This is a genomic window from Pseudomonas sp. H1_A03, from assembly GCF_054685145.1.
On sequence record NZ_CP162829.1, the window covers coordinates 842024 to 857171 of the forward strand.

The window sequence follows — 15148 nt, forward strand, 5'->3', positions numbered from 1 at the left end:
GTGCTTCGACAGCCTTGGGTGGTGCTTTATCGGTGGCGGCGTTCCTCCTCTTGCAGCAGGGCCTGCAAGGTATCCAGGCGGGCGCCTTCATAGGCGATCACCGTGCCTTGTTCAAACACGCGGCGCGACAGGCCGGTGAGTACGGCGCCGGGGGGTAGTTCGATTTGCAGGCGCACGCCGCGCTCATAGGCGCTTTGCACGGTGCCGCGCCAGTCGACGACGCGGCACATATTGAAGGCCAGGTCGTCGCGTAGCTGTTCCGGGTTGTGAATAGGCCGCGCGCGCGTGCTGCTCAGGTAGGTAATGCGCGGCGCCTTGAGCGTAACGAATGCCTCGGCCAGCTCCTGCGCCGGTTGCTCCAGCAGCGCGCAATGGGACGGCACGCTGACGGCCAGGCGTTTGGCGATGCCGTTGCCTTTGATGCGGCTGGCGACCTGCCTCATGGCGGCGTCGCTCCCGGCGATCACGGTTTGGTTGTCGGCGTTGATATTGGCCAGGTACACCGGGGTTTCGGGGCTGTGGATATCGGCCAACAGATGTTCGACTGTGGATAACTCCGGGCCAATCAGGGCGGTCATTCCGTAGCCCTGTGGATAAGCGTTTTGCATCAGCTCACCGCGCAGGCTGACCAGTTTGATTGCGTCGTTGAAGTCCAGCGCGCCTGCGATCACCGCCGCCGGATAGGCACCGATGGACAGGCCCGCGACATAATCCGGGGTGTGTTGCAGCAGGCGCGCGTGGGCCACGCCAGCGATCAGCAGGCAAAGCTGAACAGCGCGGGTATTCACCAGGGCTTGCGCCGAATCCAATGCGCGAACGTCCTCACCCAAGGCATCGCTGGCTTGCTCCAACACAGCGGCCGGCAACGCCTGGAGCATGCCTGGGCGTTGGGCGCCCTGGCCGGGGAAGACGAGAAGGCTGCTCATGCCACGGCCTGCCATGGATCAAGCACGAGGTGCGCACCGCTGACGGTTTTGAGCAGCACACGGCGTGACCCGCTCGCCCATTCGCGCAAGGCGACTGCACCGAAAGGGGTTTGCAGTTGCAGGTCCACGGCGCACTCCGCCGTTTCAAGAATCGCCAGCAAATCCTCGGCATCACCTCGCGCCAATGGCTCGGGCGTGCGCACAATCAAATCCAGGTCGCTCTGGGCATGCAGCGCTTCGATACCCGTGGCCAGTTCGAAACCGGCGCTGCCAGTGACGCCCCAAGTTTCGTTCGCCAGCACCGTCTGCAGCGCCGCAAGTGCTCGCAGTGCGGGCAAGTTCCGTGGCGACGCCACGGCGCGCAAAGCTTCCGGTACTACGCACCGCTGCACCGCCGCGAAGGGCATTTCAGCAGCAAGCCGCTGCTCACGCAAACGCCCGCGCACACCCACTGCAACCAGGCCCGGCTCGACGATGGCGCGACGCACCACCACCGGGTGACCGGCACCAATCACCTCCACTGCCCAGGCCGGCGCATCAGCAGGCAGGTGCGCCGGGGTCATGCCCCAGAGCAGGTCGTGCGCGTTCACCATTGTTCCCGCAGCAGTTGGCGAACATGGCTGGACGCAGCGCGATTGGTTGCACCAAGGCGCCCGCTCAAATCACTGCCCCCGATATCCTTGATCGCACTCACCAGGCAATCGCTGACGCGCGCCACGTCTTCCGCCGTTGGCTGTTCGATCTGGCTGACCGACAAGGTCTCCCAAAGCAAACCGAGGCTGGCATAACTGTCGATGTCATAGGCCATCGGCGGCACGCTGGCGGCCAAGGCTTCCAGTTCTTCGACACTGCGCAGGGTCACCCGCGCCGCCGACGCCTTGCCCATGGCGTGCACCATCACACCGGGGTCGCGCAGGGCGATCAGGCGGTTGGCCTGGTACCCGTGGGCGAGGAATGCACCGGACATGGCTTTACCTACCAGCAGCGCAATCACCGGATGCCCGGCCAGTCGCGCGCGGGCGTAGCTGTCAGCGGCGGCGGCCAGCGCCTGGTGGATGCCGAGGGCTTCTTCGCGACGGCCGTAGGCTTGGCTCGGCACATCGACGATGGCGATCAGCGGGCGCTTGTCGCCTTTCTCGATGGCTTCATCCACCGCCTTAGCGAGCCCCCAACCTTCCAGCAACCCGACTTCACCACTGCGTGCGCGGGGGAAGCGATTGTGTTCGTCGGTGACCACGGCCAGAAAGCGCACGGCGTGTTCGCCCACTACGCCGTCGGCCACTTTCAGAGAATCCGGCAAACCCGAAACAGGCGTCGCGCCGACGCTCAATGCGTTGAACCACTGCAAACCTCTCATGAGCGTTCTCCTTGATACAGCTCGCGCACCGCCGCCGGGTCGATTTGCGGTGTGGTGTCCAATTCGGCCAGGCGCGCCAGGTAATATTCGGCCTGACGGCTGCGTTGCTGGGCGGGCAGGCCTTGTTCCAGCAGTGCGCTGACGGTCTGCTGAATCTGCGCCACATCGTCTGCCACATAACGGTCGGCCAGGCCGCTGTTGAAGCGCTGCTCACCGCCGGTAAGGCTCCAGATGAAAGGCCGGTCGCGGGAGTCGTATTCTTCAAGCCCCGCTTCCTGTTCGATCACTTGCGGGCCATTCAGGCCCAGACGCGCTTCACGGGTGACCACGAGATAACTGCACAGCCCGGCCGCAATCGACATACCGCCAAAGCAACCGACACTGCCCGCCACCACGCCAATTACCGGCTGGTATTGGCGCAGGTCGACAATCGCCGCATGGATATCCGCAATCGCCGCCAGGCCCAGATTGGCCTCCTGCAAGCGCACGCCACCGGTTTCCAGCAGCAGGACTGCGCGGGTCGGAATGCCCTTGCGATTGTCTTCAGCCGCCAACTCCAGAGCGCCTGCGATTTTTGCACCGCCGACTTCACCCAGGCTGCCGCCCTGGAAGTTGCCTTCGATCGCCGCGATCACCACCGGCGAGCCAGCGATGCAGCCCTTGGCGATCACCACGCCGTCATCGGCTTGCGGCACCACGCCTTGACGGCTGAGCCACGGCGACATAACGCGCTGGAACGGGTCGATCAATTCGCGATAGGAACCTGCATCCAGCAGCGCCTTGGCCCGCTGCCGCGCACCCAATTCAACAAAGCTGTGTTTAGCGAGCAAGTCAGTCATGACCAACCTCCTCGAAGCCTTGTTCCAGACGCAAACGCACCACGCCGGGGGTCGCGCCGAAATCGTGGATATCAATCTTCAACGCCGGTGGCGTCTGCTCCTGGAAGATGCGTTCGAACAGATGCTGCCAGCGTTGCTCGGCGCCCTTCACCGAAGTCTGCACCTGGATGGTCAGCGTGCCCGGCGTGCCTGGTTCCAGCAGCACTTCCAGGTCGCCCGAGCCGACACAACCCACCAGCGCGCGGCCTTTTGGCGGCTGCCCGGCGGGGAATTCAAAGGATAAGGTTTCCATCAAAACGCTCCGTCGAGACGATCGATAAACAGGCAGGCGGCCAACAGGTCAGCGGCGCCACCGGGGGAGGCATTCAGGGCCAGCAACTGGTTGTCCAGTTCGTGCAAGCTGCGACGCCCAGCGAGGCTTGCGCTGCCACCGGCGTCCAACACCTTTTGAGCGCCTTTTTGCATGGCGTTCAACCCCTCGATACCCGCGCGGTAGAGCACGCAGGTGTCGGCCAGGTCAGTCATGATCGCGAGCAAGGCATCCAGGCGAGCGTTCTGTTCGCCGGTATTTTGCTGACGGCTTTTGCGCAGTTGCGGCAGGCCACGTTGCATCACGGAGGGGAAGCCGAGTTGCGCTTCCTCGCGGGCGCCGCGGGCGCCGTAGCGTTGGGCAACCTGGGCGCCATGGCTCATGGGTTGGGGCGCGAAGCGGTCGTTGAGCAAGGCTAATCTGGCGGCGGTCAGCGTTATGGCGCGTGGTTCCAGAGCGGCGGCGGCGGTCAGCAAGCCGAGCGACCAGATGGCACCACGATGGGTATTCACGCCGTTGGTGGTAGCGAGCATCGCCAGCTCCCCTTCCCGGCCAATGCGCCCAAGGGCTTCGCGCAGGGGTAAACCGACCTCACCGAATTCGATAGCCGCCTCAGCCATCTCCTTGAACATCGGCCACAGCGACAGCGCCGAGGCGTGCATCAGGCCCAGGTGCAGATCGCTGTGGGCGCCGTTGCCACGCCGGTCCACCAACGCAGGTTTGGGTGACAGGTCCGCCTCGTCGATCAGCGCATCGACGGCCATATCCGCCAGGCGTTCAGCCAGGCTCAGTTCATGCAGTTTGAGGGCGCGCATTTACCAGCTCCTGAATTTGGCGGGCGGGTTGTACAGGCCACCGGACCACTCCACCAAGTCAGCCACGCTTTTGGCGGCCAACAGTTCGCGGGTGGCGTCGGTGCGACGGATGCCTAAGTCTTCGGGCAAGGCGATCAAGCCTTCGCGGCGCATGCGTGCGGTGTCCTTGGGGTTGTGGCGCATGCCAATGGCAGTCACCCCGGCAACGGCGGCGATCATCGCCTGGCGCTCCTCAAGGGAACGCGCCTTGTACAGGTAGGCAATGCCTTCTTCGGTGAGCAGGTGAGTCACGTCGTCGCCGTAGATCATGATCGGCGCCAGCGGCATGCCGCTTTTGCGCGCCACTTCCACCGCGTCGAGGGTGTCGACGAAGGTCGGTTTACCGCCTTCCTGGAAGGTCTCGACCATTTGCACGACAAGCTTTTTGCCGCGTTCGAGCAAAGCTTCCGGGGCGTCGCCGTGGCGCATATCGAGCCAGGCTGGCGTGCCATGGCGACGGCCGCGCGGGTCGTGCCCCATGTTCGGCGCGCCACCAAAACCGGCGAGGCGGCCACGGGTCACGGTGGAAGAATGGCCGTCGCCGTCGACTTGCAGGGTGGCGCCGATAAACAGGTCCACCGCGTATTGGCCGGCGAGTTGGCAGAACATCCGGTTGGAGCGCATCGAGCCGTCGCGGCCGGTGAAGAAAATGTCTGGCCGTGCGGCGATGTAGTTCTCCATGCCCAGTTCAGTGCCGAAGCAATGCACGCTTTCCACCCAACCGCTTTCGATGGCGGGGATCAGGGTTGGGTGCGGGTTGAGGGTCCAGTTGCGGCAGATCTTGCCCTTGAGGCCGAGGGATTCGCCGTAGGTCGGCAGGATCAACTCGATGGCGGCGGTGTTGAAGCCGATGCCATGGTTGAGCGACTGCACATTATGTTTTTCGTAGATGCCGCGGATCGCCATCATCGCCATCAGCACGTGGACTGGCTTGATGTGACGCGGGTCGCGGGTGAACAGCGGTTCGATGTAGAACGGCTTGTCGGCCACCACCACAAAATCCACCCAGCTCGCCGGGATGTCGACGCGGGGCAAGTCGGTGACGTCGTCGACCAACTGGTTGACCTGCACGATGACGATGCCATCGCTGAACGCGGCGGGCTCGATCAACGCCGGAGTGTCTTCGGTGCTGGCACCGGTGTAGATATTGCCGGCGCGGTCGGCCATGAAACCGGCGGAGAGCACCACGTTGGGGATCAGGTCCACCACCAGCCGTGCGTAGAGTTCGATATAGGTATGGATCGCACCGATTTCCAGCAGACCGTCTTCCAGCAGCTGGCTGATGCGCAGGGATTGGGTGCCAGCAAAGGAGAAGTCGAGCTTGCGTGCGATACCTTTTTCAAACAGGTCCAAGTGCTCGGAACGGCCGACACTGGGCATGATCATGTGCAAATCGTGGAGCTTGGCCGGGTCGGCCTTGGCCAGGGAGCGCGAGAGAAAATCCGCCTGTTTCTGATTGTTGCCTTCCAGCACCACGCGATCGCCGGGGAGGATCAGCGCCTCAAGCGCCTCGACGATCCTGTCGCTGGGCAACACCGCCCCGTCTGCGTATTTTTTGACCAGCCCGAGCCGCCGTTGCTTCTCGTCGCGCCGCCGCGTCCAGCGCGAGTCGGGGGTGATTGTTGTTGTCATGGTCGCTCCACGGAGGTTGCTGTCGTGGGGCTTACCTTAGGAGTGATCCGGAGGACCATCAATCAAGCTGGATGTTGGACTGTTACGTCTGGGTTAATGATAAGCCAATGAACGCGGGTTCAGGTTCTGCGCCACTCGACCCGGTGGAACCATAGGGTCCTGAACAATGCCAACGCCGCAAAAACGTGCAGCCCCAACACGGCTGCCCAACTCCAACTCCACAGGCCCGAGAGCGACTGCGCGTAAACCGGCAATAGCAGCAAGAGCAGCGCCACCATCGCACAGGCCCCCAGTTGCTCCCAGTTTTTCAAGCGACTAGGATGGGACCCTATCGCGTAACCCAGCAATGCGCCCAGGCACACAAGCAGCAGGCTCAGCAGGTCATGCTCGCCGACGGGAGGCCACCCCAGCAGATTGAGAGGCAGGCAGACCGCGAACAACGTGAACGAGCAGATCGCGACATACACAAAGGCGTACTCAAGCGCATCCAGCAGACGATCACGGATAAACCCACGGGCCTGTTTGTCTTCATCCGGAGTCGGCCCCCGGGATATCGCAACCGCCAACAGACCTGACCCGAGACCACCCAGGGTCATGACCACTAAGTTGCTGACTACGCCCTTGATCGCCTTATCGTCATCGATCAGCTTGAGGCTTTCTAGATACATCAAAATAAACACCGCACCTGCGGAAGTGATTACGAACCCCCACAGCTTCCCACGATTGGACTGCACGTTCATGGTTACAGCCGCCGTGAGCACCAGCACCCCAAACCACATCAGCAACGCGCCAGTGAAACGGTTGAGGTCGTACATCCAGGCAAACCCATCCAAAAGCCACATTGCGTCGATCTTCTGTCGAAAAATTCCCCTCGCTATCGGCAGTGGAGCGGGGATCTTTACGATGGGGGAGCAAGTGTTCCGTGGCTCGTCGCAATTCCCAAGACGCCCTCCCCACACTTTGACCCAGTCAACCCCACTGATAGCTAGCCAACAGGTCCTCCGCATTTCCCGGCAAGGTGGTGCCGCCGTCAATCAAAAGTGGGAGCGGGCTTGCTCGCGAATGCGGTGGGTCAGTAATAGTTGCATGGACTGACACCCTGCCTTCGCGAGCAAGCCCGCTCCCACATTTGCCCGATGTTGTTTGTTAGATAGCAGTCCCATTAAGGGACCGATCAGTCCCTTTTTGGGACCACCTCCGGCGACGGGCTGACTTGCTCCAACGCCCTTTCGACCAACAATTGTCCGAACTCAGCCATTTGCTGAATCCCCAGCATGATTGCGCGCTGGGAAGCGTCCAGGTCGAAGGCCAGGTTGCAGGTGAGTGCGTTGAGGGAAGACAGGGTTTCGCTGGCATTGACCAGCAGGGTTTCGGTGGTTTGGGTAGGGTTTACGGTAAAGAGGGGCGGATTGGGGGTAGGTTTGACCATGATGAAGCTCCTAAACAGTAAGTAAGGAGCGCCACCGTTTCGCTTGCACGCGAATGAGGGTGGCGACCGTGCGCAGGTGTGCAAGACCGGGCCTGTTTAGGACACCCAGCAGGTCCAAAGACCTCCTGCGCGCAGCCGCCATAAAGCAACGAGCACAAAAAACGCCCGTTGGTTGGCTGGGCGTTTGCACGCCTAAACAGTTTCGTCGGACTTGCACGTCCGTGTCACCGTTTTTTGCGATGACGGGACGAAGACTAGGTGCGCTGGCTGCACGCGACAAGTTCATGCACTGCCCAAAATCTTGCAGGAAAAATCCGAAGCCAGCCGCTCTACAACTTCATGTCTATGCTCACAGCCCCCAAACCTTCAAGCGGATAGCTGCGGTACTCATAAACCTCACCACGAACAATGAGGTGGATGACGCCATCCTGCCGGATCACTTGAAAATCCGGCGCGTTGGTTTTCAGAAAAGGATATTTCGAGACCAGCCCGGTAAGTATCTCCTGATCAGTATCCATGTCCTCATGAATGTAATACCTGTAGGAAAATCCGACCGTCGCACCACCCTGACCATCCCGAACCCCGTAGATCGACTTGCCGTTACTCAGAGAGTACTTGAGCACCACCTCATCCAACTCCGGCGCTCCAGGGCTCATCAGCCAACCAAAGCCCAAATAGCCCAGACACACCACCAACAGCCCATTGAGCAGACCTTGCACCATCCACTTAGTACCCTTGGGCCCTGGCATATTCGATACCCTCCTTTATCCAGTGCTGGTCACTATGATCGTCGCCATAAGGCGCATCACCCCACCAGTCTCCAAACTCTACCCGAGACGTACCCGCCGCTTTTTGCGCTGCTCCTGCCGCTCGTAACAACACACCCTCGGGAATACCCAACACCGTTCCGGTAACGCCATAGTTGAAGTTACCGAATGCCTCGTACTCACGGCTTTTCTGTTTATAGTCCCAAGGACCGCGCCCCCTGACCTGTGAGTAAAACCACGAATAGGTGAACGCCGAGCCCGGCTTAAGATGCATCCTACGGTTGTTGGCCAAGGCGATGTTGTCTTGCAGCGAAACGCCCGAAGGCATGGGAGGGACGGCCATTTGCGAATCCTTGCTGATGGGGTTGAGCGATAAAAACTAGCACTCAAAAATCAGTAAAAATACGGAGGTGAGACTTACAGAAATTTCAGACACGCTATCAGTCCGAGCCCTACATTGATGGCGCACGATAAGGAACGATCAAACAAAAGCGGCGGTAGGTTTTGGGGCCGCTTCGCGCCCCAGCGGGAGCAAGCTCCCTCGCCACAAAAGAGGTATGCAGGAAGCGGTTTGCGCGGATTGAGTGAATATCTGAGACGAGCGCAATCCAGTGTGGGAGCGGGCTTGCTCGCGAATGCGGACTGACAGTTGATACTTGTGTAGCTGACCCACCGTATTCGCGAGCAAGCCCGCTCCCACATTTTGATCTCCACAGGGTTTGAGGGTGGAGGCTCAGGCCAGGCCGGACTCTACCAATAGAGCTTCCAACCCCATCAGGTCCGGCACCTTCGCCACATGTTCCCCCACTTGCACCGCCGCCAACTCCAGCGGGCACAGCGGCACATCCACGTAGCTCAACTCGCTGTCGAGCTTGTAGGAGCGCGGAATCCCCTGGATCACCAGCGCAATAAACTTCAATGTCGGCCGGCCGCCCAAGGCATTCAACACCACAATCCGCGAGCGCTCGCCGGTCACGCTGGCCTCGCCGCACACCGCTTCAAAGCTGATCAATGGGATTTGCCGGTCCCGCCACGCCACTTGCCGCAAATACCACGGCGGCGCATCGCTGGCCGGTTCGCCGCGCTGGAAGTCGATCAACTCGGCGATGGCGACGTTGGGCAGCACCAGGTGGCGGTCGGCCAGGGGCAGGAGCAGGCCGGTGAGTTGGCTGGTGCGGTGGTCAAGCATGGGACTTGCTCCAGTAGGCGATGCTTTCCAGCAGCACCGACTCTTGATACGGCTTGCCGAGGTAGTCATTCACGCCGATGGCCATGGCGCGGTCGCGGTGTTTCTGGCCGGTGCGCGAGGTGATCATGATGATCGGCAGGCGCATCAGCCGCGGGTCATTGCGCACCTGGGTCGCCACTTCGAAGCCGTCCATGCGCGGCATTTCGATGTCGAGCAGCATCAGGTCCGGGGTGTGTTCTTCAAGCACAGCGAGCGCGTCGATGCCGTCTTTGGCAGTGAGCACGTTCATGCCGTTGCGCTCCAGCAGGCGACTGGTGACTTTGCGCACGGTAACCGAATCGTCCACCACCAACACCAGCAGCGGGCGCTTTTTCAGGGGGTCGTTGAGGATCAGCGGCACGTCAGCCGCTTGAGCCGGCAACGCGGGTTGACGGGCGCGGATAGGTGCCAGCAAGTCGATGATCAATACCACACGCCCATCGCCCAGAATCGTCGCGCCGGACAAGCCCTGTACACCTGCAAACTGCGGGCCGAGCCCCTTGACCACGATTTCCCGCGTGCCGGCCATGGCGTCCACATGGATGGCAACGCGCCGCTCATTGCACTGCACCAACAGCACCGGCACCGGCTGGTACTGGCCTAACAGTTTCGGGCGGCTGACGGTCTGCAACAAGTCGCCGAGATAGAACAACTCGTGGCGCTGGCCGGCGTACTCATAACACGGCGGATCCTGCTGATAGTGCCCGGCCAACTCATGCGGCAGCACGCGCACCAGGCCTTCGATGGTGTTGAGCGGGATCGCGTATTGATCGTCCGCACACTGCACCATCAGCGCGCGGTTGACCGACACGGTAAATGGCAGGCGAATGCGGAAATGCACACCCTCGCCCGGCGTCGAGTCAATGACCATCGAGCCCCCCAACTGACGCACTTCCTCATGCACCACGTCCATGCCCACGCCGCGCCCGGAAATCTGGGTGATCTTCTCCGCCGTGGAGAACCCAGGCTGCAGGATGAACTGCAACACGTCGCGGTCGCTGATCTCTTGATTGGGGTCGAGCAAGCCACGCTTGATCGCCTTGCGCCGCACCGCTTCCAGCGGCACACCGGCGCCGTCGTCACGCATATCGAAGACAATGTCGCCGCCTTCATGGGTCAGGTCCAGGGTGATGCGACCCTTTTCCGGCTTGCCGGCCAGCAGCCGCACATCGCGGGGTTCCAGGCCATGGTCGACGGCGTTGCGCAGCATGTGTTCCAGCGGCGCCGCCATGCGCTCCAGCACGTTGCGGTCCATCTCGCCCTCGGCGTTGCCGACGATGAACTCCACGTCTTTGCCCAACTCGCCCGCTACCTGGCGCACGATGCGCTTGAGGCGCGGCAGCATGCGTTCGAACGGCACCATGCGCGTGCGCATCAGGCCTTCTTGCAACTCGGTGTTGATGCGTGCCTGTTGCTGCAACAGGTCGTGCGCATCCTCGTTACGGCGCTCAAGGGTGTCCTTGAGGTCAAGCAGGTCGGAGACGGATTCGGACAGCGCGCGGGACAGCTGCTGCAACTGCGAATGGCGGTCCATTTCCAGCGGGTCGAACTCTTCGTAGCCCAGGCGTTCGGCCTCGGCCTGCTGGCGGCTGAGGATGCGGCCTTGGGTTTCGGTGTCGAGACGGCGCAGTTGATCGCGCATGCGTTCGATCGTGGTTTCCACTTCCGTCAGGGCAATGCGTGCGTCGTTGACTTGCTGCTCGATTCGGCCACGGAAGATCGAGGTTTCACCGGCCAGATTGACCAAGTCGTCGAGCAGCTCGGCGGAGATTTTCACCATGTCGGCCGCCGGGTCGACGACTGCTTCCGTCTTGCCGGCTGGCAACGCCACGGGCGTTACCGGCTCTACGTTTGGGTGCACCAGGCCTTTGATGCGTTCGATGAGTTTGTCCACCGAGCCTACAGGCAGGCCATCCGCCACAGCGTCGATCATCTGCGCCAGGCGGTCATGGCAACCTTGCAGCAACGCGAACAGCTCCGCAGAGGGCGCGAGCAAGCCGGCGGACAGGCCCTCGTAGAGAAATTCCAGCTCATGGGCCAAGTCGCCAATGGGCGCAATTTCGACCATGCGCGCGCCGCCCTTGAGGGTGTGCAAGTCGCGCAGCAAAGTTTCCACTTCCTGTCGATTACCGGGCTCGGCCTGCCAGCGCAGCAATGCGCTGCCTGAGCTGTCGAGAATGTCGGCGGCTTCTTCGAGGAAAATATCCAGTAATTCAGGATCAGCGCCCGACGCTTGAGGCGCCTCGGCCGGTGCGGAAGGTGTGCTGTTCTGGCGGAACTCACGCAACGGGGCGATCAGCTCATTGGCATCGCTCAGGGGCTGGTGCTGTTGCAGTTCTTCAAGCTGCAAGGCCAGCCGCTCATGACTGGCCATCAGCAACAGGGACAGCTCGGGGGAGTAGCTGTAGCGGCGGTCCACCAACCCTTCGTACAGGCACTCCAGCTCATGGGCCAAGTCACCCACCGGCCCGATTTCGGCCATGCGCGCACCGCCCTTGAGGGTGTGCAAATCGCGCTGCAACGACGACAACGGTGCGGCGCTGTCGGGCTCCAGCAACCAGCGTTTGAGCGACTGCCCGGCGCTGTCGAGGATGTCCACGGCTTCTTCGAGGAATATGTCGACAATCTCGTCGTCTATCGCCGTTTCATGCTCCAACTGCTGCGTGGCGGCGCCCAGCTCGGAAATGCTCAGCGTGCGGCTGCCGTCGCTTTTGATCAGGCCGGTGGCGGACGGATCGAGGGCTTCGTTCAGCAGACCGCGCAGGGCGTGGACCCGTGCCGGGGCCGGGCTGACTTCCTGGCCGGCGGCCAACTGGTCGAGCATGCTGATCAGCGCTTCATGGGCTTGCTCAGCTTCTTGGAAAAACCGCTCGCTGACGGCCAGGCTGCTCTCTTCCACGGCGCCATAGAGGTCGAGCAGGGCTTCGCAGAGTTCGTCGATGGCGTGCAGGTCGGCAACGTGCGCGCCCTCCCCCAACGTGGTCAATTCGTCCAGCAGCGCGGTGAGTTCCTGGCGCTCGCCGGGGTGCTCTTGCCAGCGGCGCAGCAGGCTTTCGGCGTCGAGCAGGATGTCCATGCCCTGGGCCAGAAAGTTGGCGATCAGTTGCGGGTCACGCTTGATGTGCAAGCCGGTACTCGGCGCGTCGAGCAGTGCTTCGAGCTGGTGATCCAGCAGGCGTTGGGTGCGGCTGATCAAGTCCTCTGCGCCTTTGATCGGCGCCAAGGGATCGCTGTCCAAATCACGCAGCCCGCGTTGGAACAGGTCTTCGGCTTCCAGCAACAACTCCACTTCGTCCAGGTCCAGCGGCAGGCGGTGAGCTTTATATTCGCGGGTCAGGTGGTCGAGGGGGCGCACCAGTTCGGCGATGGGCAACACGCCGGCCATGTAGGCGCTGCCCTTAAGAGTGTGCAAGGCGCGTTGCAGCTCATCGCTGACTTGCAGCGGCACATGCTCGGCAGCCTGTTGCAGGAAGTGGTTGAGGCTGTCCAGATGGCTTTGGGCTTCGTTGCGGAAGATCTCCAGCAACATCGGGTCGTGGGACTCTGCGACCGGCGCTTGCGTACCGCTGGCGAAGGCGTGGGCACGTGCAGCCAGGGCGTCGACTTCATCGCGCTGGTGTTGGTCGTCGGTGGCGAAGTCGGCGATCAGCTCCGGCAGCAAGGCCACCGCTTCATCCAGCACCTGTTGCACCTCGGGGCCCAGGACAACGCTGCGTTCCAGCACGCGGTTGAGCAAGTTTTCCACGGCCCAGGCCAGCTCCGCCAGGACCAGGGCGCGCACCATGCGGCCACTGCCTTTGAGGGTATGGAAAGCACGGCGCATTTCGCCCTGGGCGGTTTTGTCGGCGCTGTTGGGCAGGTAGCGGTGCAGCGCTTCGAGGACTTCGTCGGTTTCTTCAAGGAAGACTTCGAGCAGCTCGTCGTCGATGGGTTCTTCGTCGGCGGGTGGCGGCAACAGGCTGCCGGGGCGTTGCAAGGCCGGCGGGTTCAGGCGCGACGTTGGACTGGCCAGCGCATCGAACTGGGATTGGCTCGGCGTGATCTCGCCCGAGAGTGCGCCATCCGGTGCAGCCAAGGCTTGGCGCCAGGGTTTCTCGGCGGGCAGGTAACCCAGTGCGGCCAGGCCTTGGGTGGCCAGTTCCAGCACCCGTTCGCCGGCGGCGTCCGGATCCTGGAGCATGCGTTCGAGGTAGTACTCCAGGCTGCTGATCACGTCAGCAAAATGCGCAAGCTGCACCTCGGACGGCGGCGCATCGTTGCCCATCAATTGCTCGTCGACGTAATCGGTGCATCCGCGCATCAGGCTCGCCGCGCGGGGCAGAGGGATCATCGCAAGGGCGCCGCGCACCTGACTCAGCAGTTCCGGCAGGGACTCAAGGCGCTGGCGGTCCCAGTCGGCTTCGATGCAGTCGATCACCAGTTCCTTGGCTTGCTTGAGGCACTGGCAGGATTCGCGGATCACCAGTTGGTGGATCTGGGTCAGGTCGGTAGTCGGCAGGCGGCTTTCTTCGCGGCTTTCCGGCTCGACGGTACCGACCATGCCGGCCAGTGTGGCTTCGACATAGAGCAAGGCTCCAGCGACGTCCATCAACACGGCATCGTTGGGCTCGCGCTGACCTTGAGCCAGGCTCAGCACCACAGCAAGCTGGTCGATGATGACTTTGCGCGGTTGGCCGAAGCCCAGCACGGCCAAGGTGTCGGCGATCTGCCGCAGCGGCGCGAGCAGCGCATCCAAGTCATTGGTGTGCTGGCGGTCGCTGCGTACGAACAAGTCGAGGCGTTCTTTTACCCGTACCAACTCCTCACACAACGCGCCGAGTACCGAGCCCATCGCATTGCGATCCGGCCCGGCCAGGCGGGCGCGCTCGGCGTCGACCACCGCGCTGTCAGGCAAGGCCTCATCCAAACCGTAGCGTTCCTTGAGGCTTTGCATGCGCGGCGTCGGTCGGGTGACCTTGGCGACATAGAACAGCAAGCTTTTGAGCAACTCATCCGGCGCCGGCTGGTTGACCCCGCCGATCCCCTGGGCGAGCAGGCGCTTGAGCTGTTTGTCGCTGGCCTTGAGCAAGCTGCGCAGGGCCGGGCTGTTGGCGATCACACCGGTGAGCATCCCTTCGACCAAGGCCGAGGTGACTTGCCACAGTGGCAACAGCGGCGCGCCCTGGCACAACGCTTCAAGACGCGCGAACACTCGCGCCATGTCTTCCAGGTTGCTTGGGCCGTGGTCTTCGCGCAACAAACCCGCCAAGGCTTGTTGCAGCAGTTGGTGCCACCGGCGCAGTTGCTCTTTCAGGTCAGGCGCCGCGCGTTGCGCCAGCGTTTCGTCGGGCAGCGGCGCAATCGACAGCAGTTGCGGGCTGAACAGGCTGGTCTCCGACAGCAGGCTTTCGCCGCGTGCGCTGCGCAGGTCGTTGAGCAGCGGCAACACCACCAGCGGCAGGTCGCGTCGGGCGCTGTGCACACGCTCCAGATACAGCGGCAATTGGTTGAGGGCCTGTTGCAGCAGACGGATGCTTTCATCGTGCTGGCTGACGCGCCCGGCTTGCAGGGCCAGGGCGAGTTCTTCGATTTCCTCAGCCAGCAGCGCTGCGCCGTAGAACTCGACCATTAGCAGCGCGCCATGCACCTGGTGGATGCCGGCCAGGCACTCGCTTATTGCGTCGCCGTCAGTGGTTTCGACATACGCGTCCAGCGCCGAACGGGCCTGTTTCAGGGTTTCGGCAATGTCGCCCTTGACCCATTCGAGGGCCACGTAGTCGTGCCGATCAACCATAACTGCTCCGCTTAGAATTCGTGGGTTGCTGGT

General features: G+C 62.3%; 13 protein-coding genes. All 13 read right to left on the reverse strand.

Annotated elements, in window-relative coordinates; translation table 11 throughout:
* Nucleotides 1–26: 26 nt before the first annotated feature.
* Nucleotides 27–926, reverse strand: coding sequence for a malonate decarboxylase subunit epsilon (mdcH, locus tag AB4O35_RS03960; RefSeq protein WP_065946136.1), 900 nt, complete (start codon nucleotides 924–926; stop codon nucleotides 27–29).
* Entirely contained in the window at nucleotides 923–1519 is a 597-nt protein-coding gene (locus AB4O35_RS03965) for a malonate decarboxylase holo-ACP synthase (RefSeq protein ID WP_065871926.1), read from the reverse strand. The genes mdcH and AB4O35_RS03965 overlap by 4 nt, the downstream gene beginning before the upstream one ends.
* Nucleotides 1513–2283 carry a biotin-independent malonate decarboxylase subunit gamma gene (mdcE, locus tag AB4O35_RS03970; RefSeq protein WP_065871927.1) on the reverse strand — a complete coding sequence of 257 codons (771 nt, stop codon included), beginning with the start codon at nucleotides 2281–2283 and terminating at the stop codon, nucleotides 1513–1515. The genes AB4O35_RS03965 and mdcE overlap by 7 nt, the downstream gene beginning before the upstream one ends.
* The gene (locus tag AB4O35_RS03975) at nucleotides 2280–3122 is read right to left on the reverse strand and encodes a biotin-independent malonate decarboxylase subunit beta (protein ID WP_065946137.1); all 843 of its coding nucleotides are present in this window, start codon (nucleotides 3120–3122) and stop codon (nucleotides 2280–2282) included. Before AB4O35_RS03975 ends, mdcE begins: the two co-directional genes overlap by 4 nt.
* Nucleotides 3115–3414 (reverse strand): malonate decarboxylase subunit delta, encoded by a 300-nt coding sequence (locus AB4O35_RS03980; protein ID WP_065871929.1) that lies wholly within the window; start codon nucleotides 3412–3414, stop codon nucleotides 3115–3117. The genes AB4O35_RS03975 and AB4O35_RS03980 overlap by 8 nt, the downstream gene beginning before the upstream one ends.
* Nucleotides 3414–4247 carry a triphosphoribosyl-dephospho-CoA synthase gene (locus AB4O35_RS03985; protein ID WP_065946138.1) on the reverse strand — a complete coding sequence of 278 codons (834 nt, stop codon included), beginning with the start codon at nucleotides 4245–4247 and terminating at the stop codon, nucleotides 3414–3416. Before AB4O35_RS03985 ends, AB4O35_RS03980 begins: the two co-directional genes overlap by 1 nt.
* Nucleotides 4248–5918, reverse strand: coding sequence for a malonate decarboxylase subunit alpha (gene mdcA, locus AB4O35_RS03990; RefSeq protein WP_065871931.1), 1671 nt, complete (start codon nucleotides 5916–5918; stop codon nucleotides 4248–4250). It lies immediately after the preceding gene.
* Nucleotides 5919–6037: 119 nt separating this feature from the next.
* Nucleotides 6038–6760 carry a hypothetical protein gene (locus AB4O35_RS03995; RefSeq protein ID WP_065871932.1) on the reverse strand — a complete coding sequence of 241 codons (723 nt, stop codon included), beginning with the start codon at nucleotides 6758–6760 and terminating at the stop codon, nucleotides 6038–6040.
* 332 nt (nucleotides 6761–7092) lie between these two features.
* Nucleotides 7093–7347, reverse strand: a complete 255-nt coding sequence (locus AB4O35_RS04000; protein WP_065871933.1) for a DUF6124 family protein — start codon at nucleotides 7345–7347, stop codon at nucleotides 7093–7095.
* 329 nt (nucleotides 7348–7676) lie between these two features.
* The gene (locus tag AB4O35_RS04005; RefSeq protein WP_460149550.1) at nucleotides 7677–8069 is read right to left on the reverse strand and encodes a hypothetical protein; all 393 of its coding nucleotides are present in this window, start codon (nucleotides 8067–8069) and stop codon (nucleotides 7677–7679) included.
* A 4-nt stretch (nucleotides 8070–8073) separates the two neighbouring features.
* On the reverse strand, nucleotides 8074–8457 hold the full coding sequence (locus AB4O35_RS04010) for a polymorphic toxin type 44 domain-containing protein (protein WP_065891354.1): 384 nt from the start codon (nucleotides 8455–8457) through the stop codon (nucleotides 8074–8076).
* Between the two features lie 390 nt (nucleotides 8458–8847).
* Nucleotides 8848–9303: a chemotaxis protein CheW gene (locus tag AB4O35_RS04015; RefSeq protein ID WP_065891353.1), complete on the reverse strand. Its 456-nt coding sequence runs from the start codon at nucleotides 9301–9303 to the stop codon at nucleotides 8848–8850.
* Nucleotides 9296–15115 (reverse strand): Hpt domain-containing protein, encoded by a 5820-nt coding sequence (locus AB4O35_RS04020; protein ID WP_065891352.1) that lies wholly within the window; start codon nucleotides 15113–15115, stop codon nucleotides 9296–9298. The genes AB4O35_RS04015 and AB4O35_RS04020 overlap by 8 nt, the downstream gene beginning before the upstream one ends.
* Nucleotides 15116–15148: the final 33 nt, after the last annotated feature.

Bases quoted from the DNA above. Each gene is read 5' to 3' on its own strand.
- AB4O35_RS03985 (WP_065946138.1), bottom strand. From the start codon at position 4,247: ATGCGCGCCCTCAAACTGCATGAACTGAGCCTGGCTGAACGCCTGGCG.
- AB4O35_RS03980 (WP_065871929.1), bottom strand. From the start codon at position 3,414: ATGGAAACCTTATCCTTTGAATTCCCCGCCGGGCAGCCGCCAAAAGGC.
- AB4O35_RS03995 (WP_065871932.1), bottom strand. From the start codon at position 6,760: ATGTGGCTTTTGGATGGGTTTGCCTGGATGTACGACCTCAACCGTTTC.
- AB4O35_RS03965 (WP_065871926.1), bottom strand. From the start codon at position 1,519: ATGGTGAACGCGCACGACCTGCTCTGGGGCATGACCCCGGCGCACCTG.
- mdcA (WP_065871931.1), bottom strand. From the start codon at position 5,918: ATGACAACAACAATCACCCCCGACTCGCGCTGGACGCGGCGGCGCGAC.
- AB4O35_RS04000 (WP_065871933.1), bottom strand. From the start codon at position 7,347: ATGGTCAAACCTACCCCCAATCCGCCCCTCTTTACCGTAAACCCTACC.
- mdcH (WP_065946136.1), bottom strand. From the start codon at position 926: ATGAGCAGCCTTCTCGTCTTCCCCGGCCAGGGCGCCCAACGCCCAGGC.
- mdcE (WP_065871927.1), bottom strand. From the start codon at position 2,283: ATGAGAGGTTTGCAGTGGTTCAACGCATTGAGCGTCGGCGCGACGCCT.
- AB4O35_RS03975 (WP_065946137.1), bottom strand. From the start codon at position 3,122: ATGACTGACTTGCTCGCTAAACACAGCTTTGTTGAATTGGGTGCGCGG.
- AB4O35_RS04015 (WP_065891353.1), bottom strand. From the start codon at position 9,303: ATGCTTGACCACCGCACCAGCCAACTCACCGGCCTGCTCCTGCCCCTG.
- AB4O35_RS04020 (WP_065891352.1), bottom strand. From the start codon at position 15,115: ATGGTTGATCGGCACGACTACGTGGCCCTCGAATGGGTCAAGGGCGAC.
- AB4O35_RS04010 (WP_065891354.1), bottom strand. From the start codon at position 8,457: ATGGCCGTCCCTCCCATGCCTTCGGGCGTTTCGCTGCAAGACAACATC.
- AB4O35_RS04005 (WP_460149550.1), bottom strand. From the start codon at position 8,069: ATGGTGCAAGGTCTGCTCAATGGGCTGTTGGTGGTGTGTCTGGGCTAT.